This window comes from Aquisalimonas sp. (genome assembly GCF_007120195.1).
In the GTDB taxonomy this organism is placed as follows: Bacteria; Pseudomonadota; Gammaproteobacteria; order Nitrococcales; family Aquisalimonadaceae; genus Aquisalimonas.
The window spans coordinates 1-25,879 of the sequence record NZ_SKOG01000104.1 but is presented as its reverse complement, the minus strand read 5'-3'; the positions used below and the strand labels follow the sequence as shown (position 1 = coordinate 25,879).

The 25,879-nt window shown below is 62.6% G+C and carries 25 protein-coding genes; 17 read left to right on the top strand and 8 right to left on the bottom strand.

Annotated elements, in window-relative coordinates; genetic code table 11:
• Positions 1–163: 163 nt before the first annotated feature.
• From QZT63_RS08170 to QZT63_RS08105, 14 genes are all read left to right on the top strand, one after another.
• On the top strand, positions 164–1,447 hold the full coding sequence (locus QZT63_RS08170) for a phospholipase D-like domain-containing protein (RefSeq protein WP_290650181.1): 1,284 nt from the start codon (positions 164–166) through the stop codon (positions 1,445–1,447).
• Positions 1,448–1,872: 425 nt separating this feature from the next.
• Positions 1,873–3,294 carry a cytochrome-c oxidase, cbb3-type subunit I gene (gene ccoN, locus QZT63_RS08165; protein WP_290650179.1) on the top strand — a complete coding sequence of 474 codons (1,422 nt, stop codon included), beginning with the start codon at positions 1,873–1,875 and terminating at the stop codon, positions 3,292–3,294.
• 3 nt (positions 3,295–3,297) lie between these two features.
• Complete coding sequence (gene ccoO, locus QZT63_RS08160) at positions 3,298–3,909, top strand: cytochrome-c oxidase, cbb3-type subunit II (RefSeq protein ID WP_290650177.1); 612 nt, start codon at positions 3,298–3,300, stop codon at positions 3,907–3,909.
• Between the two features lie 14 nt (positions 3,910–3,923).
• Complete coding sequence (locus QZT63_RS08155) at positions 3,924–4,106, top strand: cbb3-type cytochrome c oxidase subunit 3 (RefSeq protein WP_290650175.1); 183 nt, start codon at positions 3,924–3,926, stop codon at positions 4,104–4,106.
• Positions 4,099–5,025 (top strand): cytochrome-c oxidase, cbb3-type subunit III, encoded by a 927-nt coding sequence (gene ccoP, locus QZT63_RS08150; RefSeq protein WP_290650173.1) that lies wholly within the window; start codon positions 4,099–4,101, stop codon positions 5,023–5,025. The genes QZT63_RS08155 and ccoP overlap by 8 nt, the downstream gene beginning before the upstream one ends.
• Entirely contained in the window at positions 5,018–5,269 is a 252-nt protein-coding gene (locus QZT63_RS08145; protein WP_290650171.1) for a hypothetical protein, read from the top strand. Before ccoP ends, QZT63_RS08145 begins: the two co-directional genes overlap by 8 nt.
• Positions 5,266–6,663 carry a cytochrome c oxidase accessory protein CcoG gene (gene ccoG, locus QZT63_RS08140; RefSeq protein ID WP_290650169.1) on the top strand — a complete coding sequence of 466 codons (1,398 nt, stop codon included), beginning with the start codon at positions 5,266–5,268 and terminating at the stop codon, positions 6,661–6,663. Before QZT63_RS08145 ends, ccoG begins: the two co-directional genes overlap by 4 nt.
• A gap of 2 nt (positions 6,664–6,665) precedes the next feature.
• On the top strand, positions 6,666–7,175 hold the full coding sequence (locus QZT63_RS08135; RefSeq protein WP_290650167.1) for a FixH family protein: 510 nt from the start codon (positions 6,666–6,668) through the stop codon (positions 7,173–7,175).
• Positions 7,172–9,631, top strand: a complete 2,460-nt coding sequence (locus QZT63_RS08130; RefSeq protein ID WP_290650165.1) for a heavy metal translocating P-type ATPase — start codon at positions 7,172–7,174, stop codon at positions 9,629–9,631. Before QZT63_RS08135 ends, QZT63_RS08130 begins: the two co-directional genes overlap by 4 nt.
• On the top strand, positions 9,628–9,822 hold the full coding sequence (gene ccoS / locus QZT63_RS08125) for a cbb3-type cytochrome oxidase assembly protein CcoS (RefSeq protein ID WP_290650163.1): 195 nt from the start codon (positions 9,628–9,630) through the stop codon (positions 9,820–9,822). The genes QZT63_RS08130 and ccoS overlap by 4 nt, the downstream gene beginning before the upstream one ends.
• Positions 9,819–10,550: a sulfite exporter TauE/SafE family protein gene (locus tag QZT63_RS08120; RefSeq protein ID WP_290650161.1), complete on the top strand. Its 732-nt coding sequence runs from the start codon at positions 9,819–9,821 to the stop codon at positions 10,548–10,550. Before ccoS ends, QZT63_RS08120 begins: the two co-directional genes overlap by 4 nt.
• A 196-nt stretch (positions 10,551–10,746) precedes the next feature.
• Positions 10,747–14,091 carry an EAL domain-containing protein gene (locus QZT63_RS08115; RefSeq protein WP_290650159.1) on the top strand — a complete coding sequence of 1,115 codons (3,345 nt, stop codon included), beginning with the start codon at positions 10,747–10,749 and terminating at the stop codon, positions 14,089–14,091.
• Positions 14,092–14,208: 117 nt separating this feature from the next.
• Entirely contained in the window at positions 14,209–14,658 is a 450-nt protein-coding gene (locus QZT63_RS08110) for a DUF302 domain-containing protein (protein WP_290650157.1), read from the top strand.
• A 175-nt stretch (positions 14,659–14,833) separates the two neighbouring features.
• Complete coding sequence (locus QZT63_RS08105; RefSeq protein WP_290650156.1) at positions 14,834–15,067, top strand: hypothetical protein; 234 nt, start codon at positions 14,834–14,836, stop codon at positions 15,065–15,067.
• Positions 15,068–15,252: 185 nt separating this feature from the next.
• Here the strand turns inward: QZT63_RS08105 and QZT63_RS08100 are convergent, their stop codons facing one another.
• Positions 15,253–15,930, bottom strand: coding sequence for a VTT domain-containing protein (locus QZT63_RS08100; protein ID WP_290650154.1), 678 nt, complete (start codon positions 15,928–15,930; stop codon positions 15,253–15,255).
• 583 nt (positions 15,931–16,513) lie between these two features.
• Here QZT63_RS08100 and QZT63_RS08095 point away from each other — a divergent pair.
• Positions 16,514–16,789, top strand: coding sequence for a hypothetical protein (locus QZT63_RS08095; protein ID WP_290650152.1), 276 nt, complete (start codon positions 16,514–16,516; stop codon positions 16,787–16,789).
• A gap of 236 nt (positions 16,790–17,025) precedes the next feature.
• Positions 17,026–17,496, top strand: coding sequence for a hypothetical protein (locus tag QZT63_RS08090; protein ID WP_290650150.1), 471 nt, complete (start codon positions 17,026–17,028; stop codon positions 17,494–17,496).
• 15 nt (positions 17,497–17,511) lie between these two features.
• Here the strand turns inward: QZT63_RS08090 and QZT63_RS08085 are convergent, their stop codons facing one another.
• The 7 genes from QZT63_RS08085 to QZT63_RS08055 form a co-directional block, all read right to left on the bottom strand.
• Positions 17,512–18,708: a PQQ-dependent sugar dehydrogenase gene (locus QZT63_RS08085; protein WP_290650148.1), complete on the bottom strand. Its 1,197-nt coding sequence runs from the start codon at positions 18,706–18,708 to the stop codon at positions 17,512–17,514.
• Positions 18,709–18,818: 110 nt separating this feature from the next.
• A complete protein-coding gene (locus QZT63_RS08080) occupies positions 18,819–19,802 on the bottom strand; it encodes a branched-chain amino acid ABC transporter permease (RefSeq protein ID WP_290650147.1) in 984 nt (327 codons plus the stop codon).
• Positions 19,799–20,707, bottom strand: coding sequence for a branched-chain amino acid ABC transporter permease (locus tag QZT63_RS08075; protein ID WP_290650145.1), 909 nt, complete (start codon positions 20,705–20,707; stop codon positions 19,799–19,801). Before QZT63_RS08075 ends, QZT63_RS08080 begins: the two co-directional genes overlap by 4 nt.
• A complete protein-coding gene (locus tag QZT63_RS08070; protein ID WP_290650143.1) occupies positions 20,707–21,417 on the bottom strand; it encodes an ABC transporter ATP-binding protein in 711 nt (236 codons plus the stop codon). The genes QZT63_RS08075 and QZT63_RS08070 overlap by 1 nt, the downstream gene beginning before the upstream one ends.
• Positions 21,418–21,436: 19 nt before the next feature.
• Positions 21,437–22,150: an ABC transporter ATP-binding protein gene (locus tag QZT63_RS08065; protein WP_290650141.1), complete on the bottom strand. Its 714-nt coding sequence runs from the start codon at positions 22,148–22,150 to the stop codon at positions 21,437–21,439.
• Between the two features lie 102 nt (positions 22,151–22,252).
• Positions 22,253–23,620 (bottom strand): ABC transporter substrate-binding protein, encoded by a 1,368-nt coding sequence (locus QZT63_RS08060; protein ID WP_290650139.1) that lies wholly within the window; start codon positions 23,618–23,620, stop codon positions 22,253–22,255.
• 265 nt (positions 23,621–23,885) lie between these two features.
• The gene (locus QZT63_RS08055; RefSeq protein WP_290650137.1) at positions 23,886–24,545 is read right to left on the bottom strand and encodes an NAD(P)H-dependent oxidoreductase; all 660 of its coding nucleotides are present in this window, start codon (positions 24,543–24,545) and stop codon (positions 23,886–23,888) included.
• A 638-nt stretch (positions 24,546–25,183) separates the two neighbouring features.
• On the opposite strand from QZT63_RS08055, the gene QZT63_RS08050 reads away from it, so the two are divergent.
• Positions 25,184–25,744, top strand: coding sequence for a GspH/FimT family pseudopilin (locus QZT63_RS08050; protein ID WP_290650135.1), 561 nt, complete (start codon positions 25,184–25,186; stop codon positions 25,742–25,744).
• Positions 25,745–25,879: the final 135 nt, after the last annotated feature.

The window sequence follows — 25,879 nt, the reverse complement described above, 5'->3', positions numbered from 1 at the left end:
CGGTTCCTGGCAAGGCGCGCCGACGAGGCGTAGCGGGGACTACGGCGAGGAGGCGCAACGCCGCCAGGGGCCGTCAGGGCCGCGACAATCGTAACGGTATTTGCGGGACAGGACACTAGAGCCACGCGCCCGTGCGCTAGACGCGAAATGCCGAGAGGTCGTGTTGAGACGCCGAGCTGTAGTCATTGCTGCCGCGACATTGACACTTGCTGGGGTGTTGGTCATCGGCAATGTCATACTCTTCAATGCCCTGCCGAAACCCATGCGGCTGGAGCAGCCCGTCGATATCGACTATGGCGTGGGTGATCCACAATTCGAGCGCGCGATGGGGCTGTTGCTCCAGCAGCCCATCACCGAAGGCAATGCGATCGACCTGCTCCAAGACGGCGAAGCGATCTATCCAGCGATGCTCGATGCCATCGACGCGGCGGAGCACTCCATCACCTTCGAGACCTACGAGTTCTGGGGCGAGGATGCCGCCGGTGCATTTGCCGATGCGCTGGCAGCGGCGGCCGAACGGGGCGTCGCCGTGCATGCGTTGCTGGATTTCGTTGGCTCAACGGCTGCGGACCCGGCCAAGTTCGAACACATGACCAATGCCGGGATGAACCTCATACGCTGGCGTAAGCCCTCGTGGTATCAACTGGCTCGGTTCAATCACCGGACACACCGCAAATTGCTGGTGGTCGATGGCAGGGAGGGCTTCACCGGCGGCGCCAATGTTGCCGATGACTGGGTACCGGACGGCGACGGGAGCGCCTACCGCGATAATCACTTCCGGATTCGCGGCCCCGTCGTAGGCCACATGCAGGCGGCGTTCATGGAGACCTGGCTGGATGCGAGCGGGCAGCTGTTGGCCGGTGATCTCTACTTTCCTTCTCTGGAGCCGAATGGCGAGCTGCGCGCACAAATGGTCAACAGCGCGCCTCGTGAAGGACGCCACCGCATTCGCAAGATGTTCCTCCACGCCGTCACTGCGGCCGAGGAGCAAATCACCATCGGCACGGCTTACTTCTATCCGGATGCGGGCTTTCTCGACGGCCTCACAAAGGCCGCGCAGCGCGGCGTCGAGGTGCGGATTCTGGTGCCCGGAGACAGCATCGACAAAGGATTCGTCCGCCACGCCTCCGTCAACCGCTGGCAACCTATGCTGGAAGCCGGCGTGGAGATCTATGAGTATCAGCCCGCCATGTACCACTCGAAGCTGATGAGCATCGATGACCAGTGGGCCAGCATCGGTTCCGCCAATCTGGACAACCGATCTTTTCGCATCAATGACGAAGCCAATGTCAATGTCTACGACGAGCCATTCGCGCGGGACATCCGCAAGCTCGTTGAGAGCGACTTGGCGGATGCCGAACGCTACGACTTGCAGCGTTGGGAAAATCGCCCCTGGCATAAGCGTTTCGCCGGCTGGCTCACCATGACCATCGGCGGACACCTGTAGTACTAGTGTCCTGTAACCGTACCGACAGCCTGTTGCCTCCCCCGGAAGCAGCCGCGCCTGTCGGCGTCCGTTCCGGGGCCACCGCGCTTCGGACCAGCATTGCCGCCGCTTAAGATCGGTTGCTGCGGAACCGGCATCGTCTGCTACTCTTTATGGGGTAGTTCGGTACCGACGAGTAGGGCCGAGGTAACAGCCGCGCGCGGGACACAATCCCTGCCTCGGTGAAGTGCGTAGCTTCGCGGCACCGACCCACACACGGGCACAAGAAACGATCCGTGGGTCAAGGGGCTTGGTGAGCGACCCCATCGTTCAACCGGCGCGCGATTTGATCTATATCAAAAACCGTTCTACCTCATCCGCTGATACTTCTTTGCTGACAGGTGGTGTTGCCAACCCGCCCCTTACTTGCAGACGGATCCGAATCCATGGAATCAACAATTCGATACAACGAAAACGTGGTCCGCCAGTTTGCGCTGGCAACGGTGGTCTGGGGAGTCGTCGGCATGGGCGTTGGCGTGCTCATTGCCGCGCAGCTCATTTGGCCGGCGCTGAACTTCGACGTCCCGTGGCTCAGCTACGGCCGGCTTCGCCCATTGCATACCAATGCGGTGATCTTCGCATTCGGCGGCAGCGCGCTGTTCGCCACCTCCTACTGGGTGGTGCAGCGCACCTGCCAGACGTCTTTGTTTTTGCCAAGACTTGCGTCGTTTACGTTCTGGGGCTGGCAGACGGTAATCGTCCTGGCGGCGATCACCCTCCCCCTGGGCATAACCATGAGCAAGGAGTACGCCGAGCTGGAGTGGCCCATCGCGCTGCTCATCGCCGTCGTCTGGGTCTCCTACGCAATCGTGTTTTTCGGCACCATCGTCAAGCGCAACGTCAAGCATATCTATGTCGCTAACTGGTTCTTCGGGGCCTTTATCCTCACCGTTGCGGTGCTGCACATCGTCAATAACCTGGTGATCCCGGTCTCGCTAACCAAGTCCTATCCCATCTACGCGGGGGCCGTGGATGCGATGGTGCAGTGGTGGTACGGGCACAACGCGGTCGGCTTTTTCCTAACCGCTGGCTTCCTCGGGATGATGTACTACTTCATCCCCAAGCAGGTGAACCGCCCGATTTACTCCTACCGACTGTCCATCGTGCACTTTTGGGCGCTGATCTCGATCTACATGTGGGCCGGGCCCCATCACCTGCAGTACACGGCGTTGCCGGAATGGGCACAGTCGCTGGGCATGGTGTTCTCGCTGATCCTGCTAGCGCCAAGTTGGGGTGGCATGATTAACGGCATCATGACCCTCTCGGGTGCCTGGCATAAGCTGCGCACTGACCCGATCCTGAAGTTCCTGGTGGTCTCCCTCTCCTTTTACGGCATGGCGACATTCGAGGGGCCGATGATGTCTATCAGGACGGTCAACGCCCTATCACACTACACCGACTGGACCATTGGCCATGTGCATGCCGGCGCGCTTGGCTGGGTGGCCTTCATTTCCTTCGGTGCCATCTACGCGCTGATTCCCAAGCTCTACGGCCGTGAGAGCATGCACAGCATCAAGGCGATCGAACTTCACTTCTGGATTTCCACCATCGGCGTCGTGCTCTACATCGCCGCCATGTGGATCGCCGGGGTCATGCAGGGGCTTATGTGGCGAGCGGTGAACGAAGACGGCACCCTCACCTACACCTTCATTGAGTCGCTGGTGGCCACCTATCCCTACTACATGGTCCGACTGCTGGGGGGAATCTTGTTCTTCGCCGGAATGTTGCTCATGGCCTGGAACGTCTGGATGACCACGCGAGCCGTGAAAGAAGAGGTGCCCAAACCCGCTGCCGCGCAGGAGGCCTGAAGCATGAACCACTCAGTCATCGAGAAGAATATCGGCCTCATGGCGGTGCTCATTGCCCTGGTCATCAGCGTTGCCGGGCTGGTGCAGATCGTGCCGTTGCTCTTTCTCAGTGAAACCACCGAGCCGATGGAGGGGGTGGAACCCTACCCACCGCTGGAGTTCGCCGGGCGCGACATTTACGTGCGCGAGGGATGCTACAACTGCCACTCGCAGATGATCCGCCCCCTGCGCGCGGAGACCGAACGTTATGGCCACTATTCCCTGGCCGGAGAATCCGTCTATGACCGCCCGTTCCAGTGGGGCTCCAAGCGCACCGGGCCCGACCTGGCCCGGGTGGGGGGGCGCTACACCGATCTCTGGCATGAAATCCACATGCTCAATCCGCGAGACGTGGTGCCGGAATCGAACATGCCGGCCTATCCCTGGCTCGCCGAGCGCACCTTGGACGGGGATTCCGTGGCGAGCCGCATGCGGGCACAGCAGCGCTGGCTGAACGTGCCGTACTCCGATGAGCAGATCGAAGAAGCCGCGGACGAAGTGGATGGCAAGACCGAAATGGAGGCCATCATCGCCTACCTCCAGTTCCTGGGCACCGCGATCGAGCCGGACCGCTAACGAGGGCGACTGACATGGATATCTATACATTCTACGGCCTGCTCACCGTGCTCATGCTGATCCTGTTCCTGGGCATTGTCGCGTGGGCCTACAGCAGCAAGCGCAAGCCGGGTTTCGACGAGGCAGCCCAGTTACCACTGGAAGAGAATCGCGACAACTCCAACCATAACCGGCGCGAGGACAAGGACCATGAGTAGCTTCTGGAGCTGGTACATCACGATTCTTTCTCTCGCCAATATCCTCGCCTGCGTGTGGCTGATCCGTTGGACCGAAAAAAAGCGCCCGGGAGAGTCCGCTGCGCATGAAACCACCGGCCACTCCTGGGATGGACTGGAGGAGTACAATAAGCCAATGCCCCGCTGGTGGCTGTGGCTGTTCTACATCTCGATTGTCTTTGGACTGATCTACCTCGCACTCTACCCCGGGCTTGGCAGTTTCAAGGGGCTTCTCGGCTGGTCCCAGTACAGCGCCTGGGCCGAGGAGGTGGAATCGGTGGAAGAGCGCGTTGCGCCAATATTCTCCAGGTACGCGGAAATGCCCATCCCGGAGCTCGCGGAACACGAGGAAGCCATGCGCACCGGGCGGCGCCTGTTTGGAAACAACTGCGCCGTCTGCCATGGCGCCGACGGCGGCGGCCGTATCGGTTTTCCGAACATCGCCAACAATTCGTGGCAGTGGGGCGGCGAGCCGGAGGAGATCCGCCAATCCATCCTCGAGGGTCGTCGCGGCAACATGCCGGCGCTCGGGGGCGCATTGGGTGACGACGGCGTCGAGGAAGTGGCCGCCTACGTCATGACTCTCGAGGGTCGCGACGCCCCGGAGGACCTCGTGAGTCAAGGGCAGGAACGCTTCGAGACCCAATGTGCCGCCTGCCATGGCCCCGATGGCACAGGCCGACAGCAGCTAGGTGCGCCCGATCTGACCGATGGCTACTGGACCTACGGCGGGACCCTGGAGGCCATTAAGACCTCCATTAGGGAAGGGCGACAGGGCGAGATGCCAGCTCAAGAGGAGTTGCTCGGCGAAGATCGCGTCCACCTGCTGGCGGCTTACGTCTACAGCCTCTCCGCGCACGAGCGCGACAACGAAGAGGAGGAGCCGGATTCCGATGAGTAAGGCACGCCTGCTGCGCAGCCTCGGGGGCACGCTGTGGCCATCGTTTCTAACGGCGGCCGTCGCCTCCGTGGTGTTCTTCGCCAACATCGACCCGGAGACGCTTCACATGCAGACACTCCCCCATTGGGAGTTCAGCCGCATGGCGGGCTACACCATTGGCTTCTTTATGTTCTGGGGCGTCGGGCTCGCCTCCAGCGTTATGACCTTCGTGCTGACGGAGCGGAGTCCGCAGGAGTCGCCATGAGCAAACCGGAACCGGCAGCAGACGATGGGCCGATGTACATCGCCCGGGAGAAGATCCACCCGCGCGAGGTTAAGGGACCGTTCCAGACGCTGCGCCACCTGGCCGTAATCGTGCTGCTTGGCATTTTCTACGGGCTGCCCTGGTTACAATGGGACGGTCGCCAGGCGGTGCTGTTCGACCTGCCGGCCCGCCAGTTTCATGTCTTTGGTCTGACGCTCTGGCCGCAGGATTTCGTCTACTTGGCGCTGCTGTTGGTCATCGCCGCGCTATCGTTGTTTTTCTTCACCGCCCTCGCCGGCCGGCTGTGGTGCGGGTATGCGTGCCCACAGACGGTCTGGACCGAGGCATTCATCTGGATGGAGCGGTGGACGGAAGGCAAGCGCCAGCAGCGTATCAAGCTCGACAAGGCCCCTTGGAGCCGCCAGAAAATCCTCCGGCGCGGCAGTAAACACCTGCTCTGGATTGTCTTCGCGTTATTCACCGGGTTTACCTTTGTCGGCTACTTCACCCCGATCACCGAACTCGCCGGCCGCCTGACAACACTCAGCCTGGGGCCGTGGGAGACGTTCTGGGTCCTGTTCTACGGCGTCGCTACCTGGGGTAACGCGGGATTCCTGCGCGAGCAGGTCTGCATCTACATGTGCCCCTATGCCCGCTTCCAGAGCGCCATGTTCGACAACAATACGCTCATTATCTCCTACGATGAAGAGCGCGGCGAGCCCCGGGGCGGGCGACCACGGGGTATCGACCCGCGCGAGCGGGGCCTGGGGGACTGCATTGACTGTAACCTGTGCGTCCAGGCCTGCCCCACAGGCATCGACATCCGCAAGGGTCTGCAGTACGAATGCATCGCCTGTGCCGCGTGCATCGATGCCTGCAATGGTGTCATGGACAAGATGAACTACCCCCGCGGCCTGATCCGCTATTCCACCGAAAACGCAATGAACGGCAAGCCCGAGAAGGTGCTGCGGCCGCGGGTTATGATCTACGGCCTCGCCTTGCTGGTACTGACTACCGGCGTGGTGTATAGCCTCACCCAGCGCGTGCCTTTGGCGGTCGAGGTCCTCTCGGATCGCAATGTGGTGTATCGAGAAGTGGACTGGTACACCATCGAGAACGTCTACACGGTGCGCGTTCTCAACAAGGACCGGGTCGCCCACGACTACCGGCTGGAAGCCGAAGGCCTCGAGGGTATCGAGGTTGTCACGCGTGAGGACACCCTCCGCGTCGGGCCTGGCGAAACCGACTCCGTCGTCGCGCGGGTGCAGGTTCCCCGCGATGCCGTGGAAGGCGCTGGCAACCCTTTCCGGCTGATCATGGAGTCGACCACGGATCCCGACATTCGCACCGTCAACACGGCGCGCTTCCATGGGCCTTCACCGGGAGACAACTAACCGTGAAAGACACATCGCAACGACCGTGGTATCGGGAGTTCTGGCTCTGGTTCGTGCTCGCACCGCCGATGACCTCGATCGTGATCGGCCTGAGCCTGGTTGGTGTCGCGGTCACGCACGGTGACAGTCCGGTGGTTGATAACTACGCCCAGGCCGGGCGCGCGCTGCACAAGAACGACGACCGCGAACGTGCGGCGGTCAAGCTGGGCCTGGAGGGCACACTGATGCTTGACCGCGAGACGGGGCATGTCACCGTTCACCTGCGCGGTCCGGCGGAATTGCCCGACAGCCTAGACCTCTTGCTGTCGCACCCGACCCATGCCGACCGGGACGTGAAGCTGTCCATGCCGCGTGATAGCACAGGGCTGTATCGCGCCAATGCCAGGCGCGCTGTGGACGGACGCCGCTACATGCGCCTGCAGTCCGGCGACGGGCAATGGCTGCTTGCCAAGGAGGTCGCCGCCGACGCAAGCGAGCTGTCGCTGGAGGCGGGAGGCCGGAACGCAGAATGAACGAAGGCTGCTTCCATTGCGGCGAACCGGTACCTTCGGGCGTGACCCTCACCGTCAACCTTGACGGTGCAGCCCGAGCGGTTTGCTGCACAGGCTGCCAAGCGGTCGCCAATACCATTATTGACTCCGGGCTCGATGCCTTTTACCAGTTTCGCCCCGAGCCTGCCGGACGCCCGGAGATGGACGCAGACGCCGATCCGTCCAGGTATACAAGCTTCGACGAGCCGCGCGTGCAAAAGGACTTCGTTCACCACAGCGCGGAGGGCCTCTGTGAGGCCAACCTGCTGCTGGACAACCTCTACTGCGCGGCCTGCGGCTGGCTGATCGAGCGAAGCCTGGAGGACGCGCCGGGGGTTGAGGAAATCCGCGTTAACCCGGCGAGCGGCCGTGCCCTGCTGCGTTGGGATCCGAACGCGGTCCGGCTCAGCCGACTGATGGCCCACATGGGGCGACTGGGCTATAAGCCCAACCCGGTACTGCCCGAAGCGACGCAGTCTCAGGCGATACGCGAACGCCGCAGCGCCATGCGCCGGTTGATTGTGGCCGGCCTGGGTATGATGCAAGCCATGATGTTTGCCGTCGGGCTGTATTTTGGCCAGCACTACGGCATGGACCCGGTACATGAGCAGTTCCTGCGTCTGGTCAGCCTGCTCGTGGCCACGCCGGTGGTGTTGTACGCGGGGCTGCCCATTTTTATCGGCGCGATACGAGACCTGCGCAACGCCAGCCCGGGCATGGATGTTCCCGTGGCGCTGGCCATTGGTACGGGTTACGGCGCCAGCGTCTGGGTCACGTTCATGGGCGGCGCGGAGATCTACTTCGACTCCATCACCATGTTCACGTTCTTTCTGCTCGTGGCGCGTTACGTGGAAATGGCCGCCCGCCACCGCGCGAACGCCACCACCGATGCGCTGGCGCAGCTCGTTCCGACCACGGCGATTCGGCTCAACGAGGGCAGTCAGGAGCAGGAAGTCCCCTCGGGCGATCTGCAGGTGGGCGATCGCGTGCTTGTCCGCTCCGGTGCCACAGTCCCCGCCGACGGCACAGTGGTGCGCGGGCACAGCAGTGTGGATGAGTCCATGCTCACCGGCGAGTCGGACCCGCAGCAGCGCGGCGTAGGCGCCCGGGTAGTCGGCGGTAGCATCAATATTCACCGCAGCCTGGAGATCGCCATCGAGCATGTCGGCCAGGACACCATGGTGTCCCATATTGGCCGGTTGCTGCGCCGCGCGCAGGCACAGCGACCGATGCTGGCCCGACTCGCCGACCAGGTCGCCCGCTGGTTTGTCACCGTGGTGCTGATCGCCGCAGCAACCGTGTTCGCGCTATGGTGGCATGTGGATCCAGCCCTGGCCTTCCCCATCACCCTCGCCATGCTGGTGGCGACCTGCCCCTGCGCGCTGTCCCTGGCGACGCCCACCGCCCTGGCAGCCGGGACCAACCGCATGGCCGGCGACGGCTTGCTGGTCACCCGCCCCGATGCGCTGGAGACCCTGGCGAAGGTCACCCACGTAGTGCTCGATAAGACCGGCACGCTCACCGAAGGCCGGCTCAGCGTTGTCGAAACGCAGGCACTCGGCACCCTACCCAGCCATGAAGCCTACCGCATCGCCGCCGCCCTGGAACACCACTCCGAACACCCCATCGCACGGGCATTCCGAGAGGACTCCTCGATGCGCCCAGCAGAGGACACGGAGGTGATCCGGGGCGCGGGCATCCAGGGGCGCATAAACGGGCGCCGGTACCGCATGGGCAAGCCCGACTGGGTTGTCGAGCTACCAGGGACGGCGCCCGATCCCCGATTCGAAGATGGCGCATGGATTCTGCTTGCCGATGCGAGTGGCCCCCTCGCCGCCTTCCGCGTCGCCGACCGCATTCGCCCCGAGGCCCGGGAGTCCATCGACACCATGCAGGCCCTCGGCATGGCCGTCGAAATCGCGAGCGGCGATGCCCCGGCGCCCGTGGGCGACGCCGCCAAACAGCTTGGGATCGCCACCTGGCATGCACGCATGTCGCCGGAGGACAAGCTGGCGCGGTTGCGGACCCTGCAACAAAACAATGCCGTGATCCTGATGGTGGGAGACGGTATCAACGACGCGCCGGTCCTCGCCGGCGCCAATGTCTCCGCCGCCCTGAACGAGGGGACCGCACTGGCGCAGACCAGCGCCGGCATGATTTTACTCGGCGGCCGGCTGAACCGACTTGCCACCGGCCTAACGACCGCCCGACGCACGCGGCGGATTATCCAACAAAATCTCGCCCTGTCGGCCTGCTACAACGCCAGCATGTTGCCCCTGGCCGCCGCCGGCTTCGTGCCTCCCTGGCTCGCCGCCATCGGCATGACGCTCAGCTCTGTCGTCGTCGTGCTCAACGCCCGCCGACTGAACAGCCCACTGCGCCGGGGAGTAACACGGCCCGACGCCTTACGCGCACTCGAGGGAGGGACTTCCGCATGAATATCCTGTTCGTCTCCATACCCATCAGCCTGGTGCTCCTGGCGCTCGGCGTTTGGGCGTTTTTTTGGGCGGTGCGCAGTGGCCAGTACGATGACCTCGACTCACCCGCCTACTCGATTCTGCTGGACGAGGAAACCGAACGCAGACAGCACCAACGCAAGGACAATGACGACCAACAAGGCGACTCGTGACGCCCGAACTCACCCTCTTGGCCGCAGTTGCCATTGGCCTGGCGGGGAGCCCGCATTGCCTTGGCATGTGCGGCGGGATTGCGGGCACTCTGGGCATGGCCACTGGCGGCACCAAAGCCGGGCACCGCTGGCTCTACGCGGTGTGCTACAACATCGGCCGGCTTGGCAGTTACACGGTTTTGGGCGCGCTGGCTGCCACGTTAGTGGCACTGGTCGGGATCGGCGTCTCGCAGCCGCAATGGGGCGTCTTGCTGCGCGTCGCCACTGGGCTGGTCCTGCTCGCGGTGGCAGCCCACCTGCTCACTGGCTGGTCGGGGTTGCGGCGTATCGAGGTCGTAGGCGGGCGTCTGTGGGCTTTCATCGGTCCGCACGCCCGCAAGTTGCTGCCGGTGACCTCCGCGCCCGCGGCCCTGGCACTTGGTGCGCTGTGGGGCTGGCTTCCGTGCGGGCTGGTCTATACGGTACTGCTCGCAGCTGCCGTGTCAGGCGATCCGCTGATCGGGGCCGGCATCATGTTCGCATTCGGCCTCGGCACACTGCCATCAATGACTGGCGTCACCGTGCTTGGGGGGGCAGTCAGGCGCTGGCAATCACGGACCGGAACCCGCCGTTTCCTGGGTGCTATCATGCTGGTATTCGCCGTATGGACGATGACCTCGCCGCTGATGCACATGGGCAACGACCACGGCCATGACGCACACGCCTCGCAAGGAGAGGCGACACCATGACCACCACTGCCGAGGCGTTCGTGTAAGGCTACGCCGCGCACAAACCGGGCATCTCGGCAGTACGATGGGCTCAGTGCCTTGATACGGAGTCATGATGACGGATGCTGCCGAAGAACCTAACCCCAAGGGTGCGTATCCTCCTGGAATCCAATGGTTCCTTATGGGGCGAACACCACGCGCCGGGAAGGGGGAGCCTTTGAGCCATCAAGATTTCCATGGCGAGTTCACCTTCGACCAGGCCCGGTTCGCCGTCGAGAATGCGGCCGAGGGAATGGTCCTGCTGCGAGCCGACGGCTCCCATTACAACGCAAACACGACACTCTGCCGCTTGCTCGATTATCCGCTCGACCAACTCCTGAAGCTCACGGTTTTCGATCTCAACGCACACTTCACCCCGGCGAACTGGGCACAGCACTGGGATGCACTGAAACAGGCCGGCTGCCTCTCCTTTGAGAGTCACCTCACCGCCAGGGATGGCCGCATCGTCCCGGTGCGGGCTCATGCCAGATTTCTGGCTCACGACGGCCGGGAGTACGCCTGTGCATCCATCCACGACATGAGCGCCCAAACACCGCCGGAGGAGCAACTCGGGACCCGCACGCGCCACCAGGCGGCGCTGGCCAAGCTTGGCTACCAGGCCCTGCGGGGCGCGCCCCTGAGTGAGCTTCGCCATGCGGTGGTTGCAACCGTGGCGGATGTATTCGGCGTTGAATACGCCAAGATTCTGGAGCTGCTTCCCGACCAAAACGCAATGAAGCTGGTCGCCGGGGTGGGCTGGCGCGACGGGCTAGTCGGGTGGACCACAGTCAGCGCTGCACCGGACTCCCAGGCCGGTTACACACTTGTATCGGACGGTGCTGTGCTCGTCGAGGATCTGCGCCGGGAGGACCGCTTCACCGCGCCGCCTCTCCTCAGCGAGCACGGTGTCATGAGCGGCATCAGTATCGTGATTCCCGGCGAGCAGAGGCCTTGGGGCGTCCTTGCAGCATACGCCGGCGCCCCGCGGGCATTCTCGACCGAGGATGTGGAGTTCATTGAGAGCGTTACCCACCTGCTCGCCGGGGCGGCGGATCGAGCGCGCACCGAGGCGGCGCTCAGCCGCAGCGACCGGCTGCTGCGCATTGCCGGCCACACCGCCCACTTGGGTGGATGGGCCGTCGACCTCGCCCGGGGACGGGTCATGTGGTCGGACGAGGTCTGCGCGATTCACGATATGCCACCCGGCACATCACTCGATATCGCAGAGGGGATCCGCTTCTACGCGCCGGAATGGCGCAAGCGCATTACAGACGTCTTTACCGCCTGCGCCCGCCATGGCACGCCTTACGACGAGGAGATGGAGTTGATCACGGCGCGGGGCCGACGCATCTGGGTGCGGACCATCGGTGAAGCCGTACGCGATGACAGCGGAACCATCACCCAGGTCCAGGGGGCCTTCCAGGACATCACCGAGCAAAAGCAGACCGAGCACACCCTGATGCGCAGTCAGCGCCGTTTCCAGGAGCTCGCCGACGCGATGCCCATGGGGGTGTGGATCGCAAACGCCGAGGGCAAGCTGTATTTCGGCAACCGAGTGCTGAAGGACTATGCCGGCCTTGCCGATGACGATCTGCCGACTGGCGCCTGGATCGACGTCGTTCACGCGGACGACATGGATAACGTGATCGCCGCCTGGGGCAAGGCCGTCGACACAGGCACCCGCTACTCTGTCGAATTCCGGATCAAGAACCAGCGTGACGGCAGGTACCGGTGGCATCTGGTGCAGGCAGTGCCGATTCTGGATGAATCGGGCGGGATCGTGAAATGGTACGGCACGGCCACGAACATCGACGATCGCAAACAAACGGAAGAGGAAGTCACCCGCCTGGCGGCACGACTGCACAACACACTGGAAAGCATTACCGACGCCTTTTATACGCTGGATCGCGACTGGCGGTTTACCTACATCAACCGGGAAGCCGAGCGCCTGCTCCGCCGGGTTCGTACCGATCTGCTGGGCAAGATCATCTGGGACGAATTCGTCGAATTGCAGGGATCGCGGCTCAGCGAGGAATACCACCGCGCCATCCGCGAGGGCTGCACGGTGCACTTCGAGGAGCACCTAGTGACGTTCGGGGTCTCGCTCGAGGTACACGGGTATCCCTCCGAGGAAGGGTTGGCGGTCTACTTGCGGGACATTACCGACCGCAAGCAAGCGCAAGAAGACGTCCGGTTTCTTGCCCTGTATGACCCACTGACGCGGCTCCCAAACCGGCGCCTGCTGCAGGATCGATTGCAGCAGGCCATCGCATCCGCGGCACACCATCGGCAGAGGGGCGCAGTACTGTTTCTCGACCTGGACAACTTCAAGACCCTCAACGACACACTAGGCCACGACGAGGGCGACACGCTGCTCTATAAAGTCGCCACCCGACTGGTCGCATCGCTGCGTGCCGAGGACACGGTGGCTCGCTTCGGTGGCGACGAATTCGTCGTCCTGATCGACAAGCTCGATGGTTGCCCGGAAAAGGCGGCGTCGCAGGCCGAGGCCATTGGTAACCATCTGCGCACCCGGCTGAGCCAGCCTTATTGGCTCGGCGATCACCAACGTCACATCACCCCGAGCATCGGCATCACGCTTTTCGGTGACCGGCAGGACACTGTGAACGAACTGTTGAAGCAGGCAGATTTCGCCATGTATCAGGCCAAATCCGCTGGTCGCAATACCCAGAAGCTCTTCGACCCGGAGATGCAGACTACCGTTAGCGCCCGTGTCGAACTGGAGGCACAACTGCGTGCGGGGCTGGAGCGTGGTGAATTCTTGCCGTATTACCAACCTCAGATCGACACCAGGGGGCAGGTAATAGGCGCCGAGGCGCTGGCACGCTGGCACCACCCGCGGCGCGGCGTGGTGTCACCGGCCGAGTTTATACCGGTGGCCGAGGAGGCAGGACTGATCATGGAGCTCGGCACTGCAATACTGGAGGCGGTCTGCACCCAACTCGCGAGCTGGACCGGACATTCGGAAACCGCCCCCACGACCGTCTCCGTAAACATCAGCCCCCGCCAGTTCCACCATCCCGACTTCGTCGAACGGGTGCTGCATGTCGTCGACCGAACGGGCGCCGATCCCCGTCGTCTGGAACTGGAAATCACGGAAAGCCTGCTGCTGCAGGACATCGAAGACACCATCACCAAGATGACGGCACTCAAGCGCAGGGGTATTCGCTTCTCGCTCGATGACTTCGGTACCGGCTACTCGTCGCTGTACTACCTGAAACGCCTGCCGCTGAATCAGCTCAAGATCGATCAGCGCTTTGTCCGCGACGTGCTGTCCGACCCCAATGATGCGGTGATCGTGCGCACCATTGTCGTGCTTGCGCAAAGCCTGGGGCTGGACGTCATTGCCGAAGGCGTGGAAACGACAGCGATCCGGGAATTTCTTGCTGACGACGGCTGCCCCGCCTATCAGGGATACCTGTTCAGCCACCCATTGCCGGTGGAGCAGTTCGAACGCTATCTGGGGCAGGAGGTGTCGCGACCACAGGCCAGTGCCTTATAACCTCTAACCGCGGGCGCCAGCTGGTGTTCGGACTGATCGATGGGCGCCATGGCTGCCTCAAGGCACTTTGCGCGACCGATTGCCCCAACCATTCCACGACCAACCGCGGAGCGTACAATGAAGCAACTGCTGACCGTCATCGCGAGCCTCACCCTATTGGCCCCCCATGCATATGCCGCCGATGGCATGACGACCATGGAAAGCGAGCACGATGTGGACACCACGCATGAGCGGCTACTCGACGCCCTGACAGAGGCGGAGATGAACGTCTTCGCCGAGGTCGATCACAGTGCCGGTGCGCAAGAAGCGGGCATGGAACTGGCATCCACCCGTTTGGTCATGTTCGGAAACCCCGAGGTCGGTACCCAATTAATGCAGTGCGGGCGGAGCTCCGCCATCGATCTGCCGATGAAGGCCCTCATCTGGGAGGACGATCACACCGTCTACATCGGCTACAACAACGCCGACTACCTGGCCGACCGGCATGATCTGGAGAATTGCGACGACGTCCTCCAGCAGGTGGCCGATGCATTGGAAGACTTCGCCAATCAGGCTGCGGGTCATTGATCGCACTCCCTCTGACACCGTCGCGCCGAGTCACTCTGACCCGAGACGGCTCGTGGCATTGACGGAACCGAATTAGACGCCAGGTCGTATGTAGGCCAACACGACGCAGCTTGTAAGGTATACCTCGTGCTGCGCGCTGTTGTGGCACCCGATCGACTACATGGAGATTGATCCGATGAAGCTATCGAGCTGGCTTGCAATCTGTACGTTGCTGATCTCATCCCTTGCCCTTGGTATGGGCACTGCCATCGCTGACAAGGACGAAAAGGACGAGAACAGAGTTGAAGAAGGCACAGGCGGCGCGCAGCACGCCGACCCCGAGGGAGAGGGTGCGGTGGACGAGGACGACGATTGGGATGACAGAGAGGACGAATGGGACGACGAGGACGATGAGGAGATGGATCGCTGAATCGTAGCCAACCGTCTGACTGCAGTGTGGGCTCCCGTCACGACCTGGCGGGAGCACGGCGGTCGCCGACTGCTTATTGTCAGATCCTTCGCAGCACGCAGCGAAGAGCACACACCAAATAGGCCCCGCGCAGCCCGGGCCAGCAGGCTTGAGTGTTCGCGGACGCAACCCAGAAGCCCCTCGTCTCATTGTCTTGCCAGCCAGTTCCACGCCCAGCGTGTCAGCAGCCAGACCACCACGGCCAGCACACCAAGGATAAGCAGTGCGACCGCGGCCTCCCCCGATGTCGGTAAACGGCCAAACTGTAGGAGGACATGGGTGGCTCCAGCCACCACGGCCGTGGACGGCAGGATGCCGATCGCCGTGCCTGGCATGAAGTCACGAAAGCGCAAATGGGAACTGCCGGCCGCCAGGTTGATTAGGGTATGCGGGCCGATGGGCAAAAGATTGATCACCGCCATGTTGAGGATGCCGCGCTTGGCAAGGAGCCGGCTCAGCTGTTTCATGCGCCGAGTGGACAGCCGCCGCACCGGATGGCGCGCAAGCCATCGGCCCACCAGGTAACCGATTCCGGAGCCAATCAGCATGCCGAAGTAAACGACAAAAAAACCTTCCCATGGCCCGAGCACGAGCACGCTGACCACCACCAGCACGAGCTGGGGCACCGCCAACTGCAGCCCGACGACGACGGCCGCCATTACGAGCCATGGGAGCCAGGGGCTGTCCGCGAAGCGCTCTCCCAGCTCCTGCAGCTGCGCCGCCTCCCAGATATCCTCCAGAGAAATCATCCCCCAGAGGACGGCCAACCCCACCAGTGTAGTAACAAGCACCACCAGCAAGATGATTCGGGGGCGCAGATTCATCACGCGACAGTCCTTGGGTTTCCCGATTGGGTCAATGACAGTGTGGTCAACGTCCTGGCCATAGCGCAGTATCTGGCCCGAGGCCCCTGCCTGTGACCGTGCCTTTATTCTACTGGTTCAATCGTTACCGAACCCGACATTCTTGCGCCCGTCCACCGCCTTTTCGATTGGCCCTGGCTGCAGCCCGACGGGCATCGACATGGGTGTCGCGCACAAGCCGCCTGCGACGCGCAAGCGACACCAATGAACGGCTCGCCGTCCGGCCAGCGTGAGGCAGTGTGCGCCGCACGGGTTAGGTGATTTTTTTATGATCGACGGAACGAATCCCGCAACCGGCGCGTAAGTACTATTACAGTGCGCAGCTTCGGAGCACACATGGAGCTACGCACTGTAGCGGCTCTCTTAGACACCACAGCGCACTGGGGGTTTCCGTGGTTTGTCAACAGTGGTTTTTCGAATCGGCCACGACCGACTCTTTCGCGTGTTAAACACGTGAACCTGAGGAACCCTGTTTGCTTGACGTGCTGTGACGGAAGAGGTCGTTGCTTCTCGCAACCTACGTTATGGAAAGAGGTAAGAACTGATGAAAGTGACTAGCTGGTTTGCCGTTTGTGCGTTGCTCGTCTCCGCTCTGGCCCTGGGCCTTGGCACCGCGTCCGCTGCCCAGTACGCAGGCGACGTTGATACAGTGGAAGTGGGCAAGGACTCCCAGGACTCTAACATCGTCACCGTCGGCGCTGAGGAAGAGTACGACGAAGAGATGGACGAAGACCACGAGTGGGACGAAGAAGAAGAGGAAGAGGAAGAGGAATTCGATGAGGAAGAGTGGGAAGAGGACGATGAGGACGACGAACTGTAAAACGCCATAAGGGCCCTTGCCTTGGGCCGATGACGTTTCTTTCGTCACATTGTCGTATTGTGAACCCCCGGGAGCAGGAAGCGCCCGGGGGTTCGCTAGTGTCCTGTAACCGGTGGATCCCTCATCCCAACATCTCGGCACCACGGCCACCTTGCCGCGCCTGTGCCATGCACCAACCCCTGAGCTGATTTATGGTGAAGTGAGAGAGCACCTGCAGCGATCAAGGGGGTGACGCCATGAGCAGCCAACTCAGCCGAGCAACCATTCTCTTCGCGACCTTGCTCGTCGTCAGCGCGGCCATCGCGGCCTACCTGGCCCCTGAGGTTGCCAGCCTCGGCCAGAGGCACGATCCGTTCGGCGAGTGGCCATGGGTTTACGTCGTCATCCCCATGTCGTTTTTGTTCGTGATCACCCATCCCCTGGTCACCCTATACCCCGCCACCTTGGGCGTGGTCTTCACCATCATTCTTTTCAGCCTGGCGCTGATCGCCACGCGGCCGCTGAGACGCCGCCGCTATCGGTTTTTCGACGCGGCCAGCCTGTGGTTCTTTGGCATCGGCATCCCAACGTTCATCATTGCCGACAACGTCCTGCTGATTCAGGACCCTTACTTCAACCTGCTCGCGGCATTCGGCGTTGCCGTAGTCGGGGCCGTGATCGTCTACTTTGCGGGGCGGCGATGGCTTCGGCTGCGGGGTAACCCTTAACCCCGAGCGACCGGGTCAAGGGGCAGGCCGCACGCGCAACAGCGGGGCGTCGGGCGCATCAACCAGGACGTACAACTGGCCCGAATCCGGATGAACGCGCACGTCACGAATGCGCCAGCCGCGGCCAGCCAGCATGCGGTGCTCTTTGACCACTTCCCGGCCCCGAACCTCGAAACGGCCCAGGTACTGATGGGCCAGATTGCCCATGAACAGATCCCCCTGCCACTGCGGAAAGGCGTCACCCTGGTAAAACGCCATGCCGGACGGCGGGAAGCCTTGCTGGCCATGGTCGTATCGCGTGCCGTCCCAGTGGTAGACCGGATCAACTGTATCGTCACGCTCCGGCGGCAGGTCGCCAATGGGCCGGCCGGAGCCGTACTCCCGGCCGTACGTGGCAACGGGCCAGCCGTAGTTGCCGCCCGGCTGGTCGAGGATGTTGATCTCGTCGCCATTTTGCTGGCCGTGCTCGTTTTGCCAGATCAACCCCGTGGCCGGATCCACCGTCATGCCCTGCACGTTGCGGTGGCCATAAGTGTAGACGGCGTCAAGCGCGTCCACGTCATCAACAAAGGGGTTGTCGTCAGGAATTGATCCATCGCGCCGCAGACGCAGGGTCTTGCCCCAGTGGCTGCTTAGATCCTGGGCCGCGTCCCGTTGGCGCCGATCGCCGACCGTGACGTAAAGCTTCCACTCCTCATCGAAGACCATGCGCGAACCGAAATGCCCGGTACCGCTGGTAAACGGCTCTGCCACATGGAGCACTTCAAAATCGACGAGTTCCATCCCGCCGAGATCCAGCCGCCCCCGCCCCAGATGGGTGGCATACTGGCCGCCATCGTCACCCTCGGCGGCATAGGTGAGATAGACCCACTCCTGGCCCGGGCCGTAGTCCGGATACAGCGCCACGTCGAGCAACCCGCCCTGGCCACCCGACGCCACCGCGGGAACGCCCTTCACCTCACTCATTTCGCCCGCATCCAGATCCACCACCTGGAGCCGTCCCGGGCGCTCCGTGACCAGCGCCTTGTTGCCATCCTCAGCGGTGAGAAATGTGAGGCCCCAGGGGTTTTCGAGGCCGGTGACAACGGTTTCCACCTCGTAGTCCGGTGTCTCGGCGTTCTCTGCCGGCTCGTCGGATCCATTGATGCAAGCCGTCATGAGCAGACCGCCAAGCAACAGGACAACGAGGCGGGTGCCTTGCGTCGGTGACATGCGGACTGCCTCCCACATCGATCGTTAAACCTAGCAGCGCCCAGCATTAGACAGTAGCAGCGCCCGGCGCCACCGGGAAAGACCTGGGCGTTACCACAATGGCCATCGCGTCACCACACGTATTTCTTCAGACCTGCCAGGCCGCGGCGTGCGTAGAGCATCACGAAGATGAGCAGACACCCGAACAACACCAGACGCCAGGCGCCCAGGGCACGGAAGTATTCCTGGAAGCCGATCAGCAAAAACCCCGAGAACAGTGACCCCCACAGCGTACCGCGCCCGCCGACATAGGTGATGGTGAGGATCTCAACGGTCCGAGGCACCCCGAACTCCTGGGGCGTGGGGGAGAGAATGCCCAGGTAGTGGGCGTAGAAGCCCGCCACAATCCCCGTGAGGAAGCTGGCAATGGTGAAGTTCAGCAACTTGTACCGCGTGGTGCTGATGCCGAGGCTCTCCGTGGCCAGCGGGTCCTCGCGCAAGGCCTGGAACGCCAGGCCGTACTTGGAATTCACCAGCGCCGTCATGAAAGTCATGATCACCGCACCGATGACCAGCAGCAGGTAGTAGTAGTTGAGATAGTTTCCGCGCGAGAAGTCGATCCCGAAGATACTCGGAAACGGGGCCACGTTCAGTCCCAGCATCCCGCGGGTATAATCCGGCGTATTGGAGATCGTGAAGCGGATCGCCTCCCCGATGAAAAACGTCATCAGCGCCAGGTACAGGCCGCGCAGGCGCAGTGACACCAACCCGGTGAAAAACCCAATTGCCGCACAGACAAACCCCGCCAACAGCAGACCCAGCCACGGTGATACGCCGAAATGCAGCCAGGCGAGCGCCGAGGTGTACGCGCCGGCGGCGATGAACCCGGCGTAGCCGAAATTGATCAGTCCTGCATAGCCGATCATCAGATCGTAGATCGCCGCGAACAGCCCGAACATCACGGCAGAAATGAACACCGTGGTGATGAACGCGCTGTCGCTGACGTAAGGCACCAGGATCAGGAGCGCCACAAGCACCGCGATTTTTGCCGCTCGCCAGACGGTCAGTGCCCGCAAAAATGAAGGCCGCCTCGTGCCACCGGATTCCTGCCTCATGGACGCTCCCCCTTTGCCGACGAGAATAGCCCGTAGGGCCGGACGATCAGCACCAGTACAACCAGTACCGCGGTGATGACGTGCTGCCAGCCGGAGGCCAGGAAAAAGGTGGTGTAGGCCTCGATCAGGCCCAGCAGCACCCCCGCGGCAATGGCGCCGGGCACGTTACCCAGGCCACCAAGGATCACCGCGGCGATGGACTTGATCACGGGATGAAACCCCACCGTGGGGTAGGCTGGAAAGATCGAGATCAGTAGCGCGCCGGCGATCCCGGCGAGCGCGGCGCCCAGGCCAAAGGTGTACGTATAGACCCGGTTGATATCGATGCCCAGCGTCTGGGCTGCCTCCGGATGCTGGCCGGTCGCCAGCATCGCCTTACCCATACGGGTATAGCGGATGAACACACCCAGCATCGACACGATCAGGATGGCCGCGACGAGGATCAGGAGGCGGTCATTGGTCAGCCAGATCGGCCCGATCTCAACACCACCGGGGATCAGGGTCGGTACGCCGCGCCGGGTACTGCCGAAGGTGAGCAGGGCAAGGTTCTGCAGCACGACCATCAGGCCGATGGTGAGCACGAAGGCGTCCAGCAGCCACTCGCGCCCGGCCCGGCGGCGCAACGTCCGGATCAGCGTGCGCTCGACCAGCACCCCGAAGACAAACAGCACCGCGGCGGCGGCCCCAATGCCGAGGATGAACGGCATGTCCATGATCACCGCGACGAAGAACATGGCGTAGGCGCCCAGCATGAAGAACTCGCCGTGGGAGAAATTCTTCACACCCATCAGCCCGAAGATCAGGGACAGGCCGCAGGCCATGAGCCCGTACATCGAGCCGCGGATCAGCCCCTGCAGGGAGACCTCGGCCAAAATAAACGGATCGAGAAGGATGCTGAGTTCCATCAGATCCACTCCCGGATGATTGCATTCAGGCGGGGCTCGATGTCGTCCCGGGGGCCGTGGTGGCTGTTCTCGCCAAGCTTCAGCACGTAGACGTAATCGGCGATGTGCATCGCCTTGCGGACGTTCTGATCCACGATCAGAATCGTGTACCCGTGCTCCTTCAGTCGGGCAATCTCCTGGTAGACGCTGTCTACGAGCTTCGGCATCAACCCCACCGACGGCTCATCGAGCAGCAGCGTCTTCGGCTGGGTCATGGTGAGCCGGGCGAGCTCGAGCATGCGCTGCTCGCCCCCGGACAGGTCACCGGCCAGCATCCTGCGCTTTTGTCGAAGCAGTGGGTAGCGGGTGTAGAGGTCATCGAAGGCCTGCCGGATGGCCCTGCGGTCGCGGCCGAGCAGCCACGCCCCAAGTTCCAGGTTGTCCTGCACCGACATCCGCGGGAACACGCTGTGGCCCTGGATCAGGTAGGCGATGCCGTGGCGCAGCATGTCCTTCGGCTGCAAGCCGGATAGGGAGACGCCATCGTGCCGGATCACGCCTTGCGCCGCCTGCAGGTAACCACAGATGACCTTCAACAGGGTGGACTTGCCGGCACCGTTCGGGCCAATGATCACGGTGACGAGGCCGTCGCCGGCCGTGAGGTCCACGTCGCGCAGAATGGGCACCTCTTTTACGTACCCGGCTGTAACGCCCTCGATTTCCAGTGCCACGGCTGCTCGTCTCCCTGGATCAATGCCCCAGGTAGGCTTCGATTACGGCCGGATCGTTGCGTACCTCTTCCGGCGTCCCGCGCGAGATATTGGCCCCGGCGGCGAGTACCGTGACCATGTCGCACAGCTCACCCACATGGGGCATCTCATGGCTGATCAGCAGGAACGTCTTGCCCTCGCTGCGGTTTAGCGTCCGCACAATGTCGATCAGAACCTCAATCAACGCGGGGCTGATCCCGTTGAACGGCTCGTCCAGCAGGACGAGGGCGGGATCATTCATCATGGTGCGTATGAACTCGAGCAGCTTCTTCTGGCCACCGGAGATCTCGGCTGCAACCTGGTCCGCAAGATGGTCAAGCCGGGCCATCTCCAGCAGCCCATAGGCCCGAGCCTGCGCACTGCGACGCGACCAGGGATGACGTATGGCAGGCACGAGCATGTTCTCAAGCAGCGTCATCTCGTTGTAGACGCGCGCGACCTGGAAGGTCCGGCCGATCCCCGCCTTGGCGACGACGTGGGTTGGCTTGTTGGTAATATTGCGGCCGTTGAAGACGACACGTCCGCCGTCGGCGGAGTAAATGCCATTGATGATGTTGAACAAAGTGGTCTTGCCGGCACCGTTGGGTCCGATGACCCCCTCGATGGAGCCCGGTTCGACGGCCAGGTGAATCCGATCCAGGACCACCAGGCCATCGAAGCGCTTGACCAGCTCGTCGACTTCAAGCAGTGCCATGAATTCGACCCGCGCAGGAATCCCCCGAGCACCCGTTCGCGGTGCCGGCGGACCAACTCAGCAACGAGCGCGCGGAGCCGCTACGGCCCCACCGGCCCGACGTCAAACCCAGGGGGGCTGCTCGAATTCGGCCTGAGCATGCTCGAGTGGCCAGATGATCTGCGTTTCTCCGCCCTTGAGCTGAACCATGGGGAAGAAAAAGCCTTCCTCGAAGCCACCAATCTTGACCTCGTTGTAGCACAGCGCCCGTTCGCCCGGTTCCTCAGCGAAGTCGTAGAAGTGCCAGACCCCCTGGTGCGCGATATTGCGGGTGGTTTCGATGAGCCGGTCTCGCTCCATCGTCCCGGTTTCATGGATCACCTTGAGGGCGATGCGCATGTAATCGTAGGAATGACCGGCCGGTGCGATCGCCGCGTCCTCGTCGAAGCGCTCGCGGTAGCGCTCCAGCCATTCCTCTTGATAAGGGGCAATAGCGCGGGGCGAATCCATGGTCACCGTGAAATCCGAGGCCTCGCCGGTGAGGTCGTACCACTCGGGGAACCAGGTCAGGCCATGCCCGAGCAACAAGGCCGGCATCCGCGCCGCACGGAACTGCTTGACGAAATTAGAGGCACCGACGCTGCCGGTCGTGGTCATGCCCACCAACGACACATTTCTGGCCCGGTAGCGCGTCAGCAGCGAGGTAAACTCGGTCTCGTCCAGCGCGGAGACGTCGTAGGGCCTTACATCAAAGCCCGCCTCACCCAGCTGCTCCACCAGGGCATCGCCCCAGCCTCGGCCAAAGTCGGTGTCCTCGACCATGACGGCGGCATTCATCGTCGGTGGTGTCCACAGCCCCTCGTCCATGAAGTGCCGCAGGGGCTCGCCGTAGAGGCCCGCAAATATGGGGGGTGACGCCCAACCCTTGAACCAGCCGGAATAGCGTTCCGGGTCCTCATTGATTTTCTCACAGATGTACTGGGATTCTCCGTTGTGGCCGATGTGCACAATGCCCAGGTCCGCAACGGCGTCGGTCATGGCCATCGCGACGGAAGAATGCCAGCCGGCAACCATCATCTCCACACCCTGGCGCTCCACGGCGTCGCGCACCGCGCGGGTCGCCGCCTCGGGGTCCGACTCGCTGTCGACGAACACCAGCTCGATGTCCCGCTCCTCGCCATCGACTGTGATTGGGACTTCGCCGGCTTCCCGGGCATCCTCGAGCGCCAGGATGGCGCCCTGCCTGAAGGCCTCACCCGTGCGGCTTGCCGGCCCGGTCATCGGTCCCATGACACCCAGACGCAACACGCCGTCACCCTGGGCACGCGCGCCGCGGGGGAAGACCATCGTCAGCGAGCCGGCGAACAGACCAGCGGCGCCGAGGGCTGTCACCTGCATGAAGTCTCGCCGGGAGATGCCAGTGCTCGCTTGCTGTGTCGAGGGTACCGCTCGCTCTTTCGCTTGATCTGAGGGGGTGTGTTGCTTTGTCATCGTGTAACCCTCCCGCACACCTGAGCCGATCAGGCAGTCCGACCAGCGGGCGACCCGCAATCGAGCCTTCCGCAGGATCCCAAGGGTGCACGAGAAGCCACACTTCGCCGAGCAAGAAGCCACCCGGCGACACGCCCTGCCCGTCCGCCCTGTTTTGAGTCTAGAACCGAAATTAACGCCCCTCAACGTCACCCCGGTTTCGGCGGCACCATGCTGCCCGACGCTAAAGCTCGCAGGCCCAGAACGTAATTGATCGTTGCAAGCGCTACGGCGCATTGCGTTGGGAAGGATCCCTGCTAAAGGGTGGCGCCAGCGCATAGGGATCACTCGCGCCGCGTTGGTATCGGGCAGCGGACGCCCACCATTCCAGCTGGGCAAGTGTCCTGCCAAAGTATTCCGTCCACGCCTGCCCATCAACGTTGTCGAGGTACCCACCGTCCTTATCGAAAACCTTCTGCGCCTTCGGGACATGAATCATCGCCGAGACGGGCAGACACCCCAGTTCCGACAAAAAACCACGCATCGCCACGCCAGCCCGCGCGCCACCCCATTGGCCGGCTGAATACGTGACAATCGCGCTTGCTTTGTATGAAAAGAGCGAACTGCCGAAGTGATTGAGCAGATGTGCCAATGCAGGACTCATCGAGTGGTTGTATTCCGGGCTGACCATGACATACCCATCAGCGCTGTCGATGCTTTCCGCCAGGGATTCGAGCTGCAGCGGGACCTTGCCACGCGCATAGGAAAAATGGGGCTTGAAGGCCGACGCGAGATCGAAATCAAGAGGATCGATCAACTCAACGGAGCTGGAGCCGCGGTTTAATTGCGCGACACACGCCCGGGCCACGCGCAAGCCGAGCCGCGCTGGTTGTGGCGGAGTGCTGTCGCGTGTAGATCCGAGAAAGACCAGAATTCTTAGAGACATTTCTTCTAGTGTCCATCAAGTCTCGAGCGCAACGCCCGGCATACTAACCTTGTGAACGTTTGTAGCCCGTGAGTGGCTCGCAAACAGTGCCCACGGCAGTGGTGCAATCGAGGACGCGATTCGGGATGCCCGTGCCGCATTGGAACGCGCTTTGAATGATCGTCACCCCCTGCATACATAGCATTGTAGAACAACATCAGCACACCGGGGAGCCATGAGGTGTAAGTGCTGTGACCCATGAATGTCGATCCGAAACCGTCAGTAAGGTCCATTTGTCCCGGTGACCGCTCAATAGATCGATCACGCCCCTGTCGGGTCCGCCGCCATCAATCATAGGGGCGAAGGGGCGAACCGCACTGGACGGTGGTCGAAACCGACCGGTGCGTTCACGCTGGCTCAAGCGCCCGGCGCCACGGCTGCGCATAGTACGACCCGCGTGCCCGAACTATCTTTATCCCGGGGTGGCTCGGCGAGGCATTCAGCCCAACTCTGCAGGAGACTCGCGGTGGATCAAGCGCGCACCCGAGGCGCGCGGGTGGGGATGTAGAGCCGCGCAGGTATGCAGGCTACAATGACGGCGTATCAGGGATTCACCTGCAGTGGAAACCGGAGCACTGCATGCAACGGAGCATTTTCCCATGGAACGGCGATCTGACTTGGGCTTCACCCTTGTGGAGCTCCTCACCGCGATTGCGGTCGCTGCCATATTGTTCGGCGTGGCCGTACCCTCCTTTACGCAACTCATGGAACGTCAGCGCAGCTGGACCGTCCTGAACGATCTGCGCACTGGCCTGCACCAGGCGCGTGAACACGCCGCGCGAGAGGGCAGGCATATTACTGTCTGCCGGAGCGCAGACGCCCGGGTGTGCGGCAGCGGCGAGTTCTGGAACGAGGGGTGGATTGTATTCGAGGATCCGGACGGTGCCCGAGCTTGCACTGTGCAGGACAACGGCCGCTGTGATCACGGCGGGCGGGTGCTCGCTTCCAGCCCGGGCAGCCGCACAGGCATCTACCTGCTGGGGAATCACTTCATCCGTGACAGCGTGCGCTACTTCCCGGAAGGGTTTGCCAAGGCATCCAACGGCACGTTTACGGTGTGTGACGGCAGCGGGACGGCGCTGCGGGCCATGGTGGTGGCCTGGTCGGGCCGGGTGCGGCCTGCCGAGCCGGATGATGGGCAGTGCCCGGGAGGCAGCTGAACGAGAGGGCGGGTGGATCGGCGCAGCGTAATGCACCGTTAAACGAACCGCACCAAGGGCGCACAGACGCAGCATGAGTCGTGCGCCTGCGGCGCTATGTCATCCACGGCGGATTACGCTGCGCTAATCCGCCCT